Below are 1952 nucleotides of genomic sequence, written 5' to 3'. Positions count from 1 at the left end.
TATTTGTAGCCCCATTAGATTTGCAATTTATACATAAAAAATCTTAGAATGATTTGCATATTTATTCAATTATTTCAAAAGGATATTATTGTTTTTTAACATATAAAATTATGTTTACGGTGTATAAAATAAGGGGATCAAGGTATTCTATTCTGCAAGCACCGTTTTTTTTTCTACTTTCTCCATGAGTTCCTTGCACTTTGTCAGATCTTGTTGTGAAAGAGACTTAAACATTCTAACAAACGTGTTAGAAATTTCATGGTTAAGTGGGTCAGAAGAGTTCATTGTAAAATTCTTATGACAAATATTTGCTTCTTTTCTCAATATAGAGGCTGTTTCTTTATCTAAAGCATATTTCTCAATGATCTTTTCTTCTATGTCAGCAGGTATAGGCTTTTTGCCAATTTCTACAGAAGATAAAAATGCTATAGAGATGCCTAGTTTATCAGCCATATCTAAGAGCCTTTCAAAGTGATCAAGGCGAATTTTGCGTAAAGTTTTGCCAAATGGTGTAAGCATGTGATTAAAGCTCCTATTCATGCAATCAAGCTGCTTTGAGACGTGATATTGTGTTTTTTTCTAAGAATTGAGGCATTTTGATTTTTGGTGAAAAAATCATCAATTCGGTAGCTTGCCTTTTCTCTTGTAGAGAATATTGTAAGCTAAATTCTATTGAGAGATATTGCCTATACAAAAATTTAATTTCTTCAACGTTGTCATAAGTAATTAGCCAAGGCGCTGTCACATGTTGGGAGATGACATTCTCTAAATTATTATGATCATTAGCTTTGTAAAACGAAGTGTAAAGCCCTTTTCCTTTTTTAAAATAAGGAGGGTCCATATAAAAAAAGGTGTTTTCATCAGTTCCATAACGCAGCAAAAATTCCCGTGCATTTAAACGAGTTAAATGTATTTTATCTTTTTGTTCACTTATGCGAAGAATGCGTTCAATTATATTCTCTTTGTTAAATCGGCAATCTATTTTATAGGTACCACTTTGTCCTTTTCCTCCAATTGGTCCAGCATTTTTAATAATTCCAGATCTATTTGTGCGATTCAAAAAGAGTGCTGCGAACCCTGCGCTAATCACATCTGCACTTGCAGGAGAAATTTCTTTTTGTGTGTACCATTCTTCTAAGTTAATGGTCGTTGTATTGATTTTTTCTATTAATTCTTCTGTCTTGTGCAAAACGCAATACCAAAAGCTCCAAATGAACAGATCAATATCGTTAATGTAAATATCTTTAACATCACCATTAAAAAGAAGCTTTAGAGCAAGTCCGCACCCGCCAGCAAATGGCTCTCTGTAGGAACAGCCATTTAATGCATTTTTCTCAAATATTTCTTTGATTTTTCCATACAGTGCAGCCTTACCGCCTGGATATCTCAATGGTGAGCAGACATGAGTCATTGTTACGCGCCTTTTTCAATGATTTTTTGATGTTTTTGTTGATTTCATCTATGAACGTTGAGAAGAGACAACGCCATTTAATCTGAACAGTTTTATAAAATCGGAAATTTTACTATAGCTTTTTAACTGAGCACTGTAGTGTGTAAATAGATATATTTATTAAACTGCGTGTACGTAACATAAGAAACAATACACAGACTAAAAAAGAATACCAAAGAGCAATATCTGAGTACCAAAGTACAGTATCTAATGAAAAAGAAAGCTTGTACTCCACGTACTTAGAAATGACAGGCAAAGAAACCGTTTCTTTATAACTACTTGGGAAAATTAAAACGACAAGCGCTACACTTATTAGCTTTAAAAGTCGGTGCATATACTGTTGTAAATCACGTGTTAGTTTCACCCAACCCGTTGTATCATCATCTTTATATTTTGGATTGTTCTGCAACTCAGAAGGGATATTGGAATTGCATAAAATTGCAAAAACAGTTGTGACTATTACCAAAGAAACAGATGCGAATGTCAAAATACTTTGAATAAA

General features: G+C 33.0%; 3 protein-coding genes. All 3 read right to left on the bottom strand.

Going from position 1 to position 1952, the window contains the following annotated elements; all coding sequences use genetic code 11:
• Positions 1 to 147: 147 nt before the first annotated feature.
• Positions 148 to 519, bottom strand: coding sequence for an XRE family transcriptional regulator (locus tag ACFIQE_RS09930; RefSeq protein ID WP_375707656.1), 372 nt, complete (start codon positions 517 to 519; stop codon positions 148 to 150).
• A 25-nt stretch (positions 520 to 544) separates the two neighbouring features.
• A complete protein-coding gene (locus ACFIQE_RS09925) occupies positions 545 to 1411 on the bottom strand; it encodes a DNA adenine methylase (protein ID WP_375707655.1) in 867 nt (288 codons plus the stop codon).
• Positions 1412 to 1523: 112 nt separating this feature from the next.
• On the bottom strand, positions 1524 to 1952 hold a 429-nt coding region (locus tag ACFIQE_RS09920), incomplete at its 5' end, for a hypothetical protein (protein ID WP_375707654.1).

Source organism: Bartonella sp. AA1HLJMS (assembly GCF_042197445.1).
Taxonomy (GTDB): Bacteria; Pseudomonadota; Alphaproteobacteria; order Rhizobiales; family Rhizobiaceae; genus Bartonella.
This window is presented reverse-complemented; position numbering and strand designations above follow the sequence as displayed.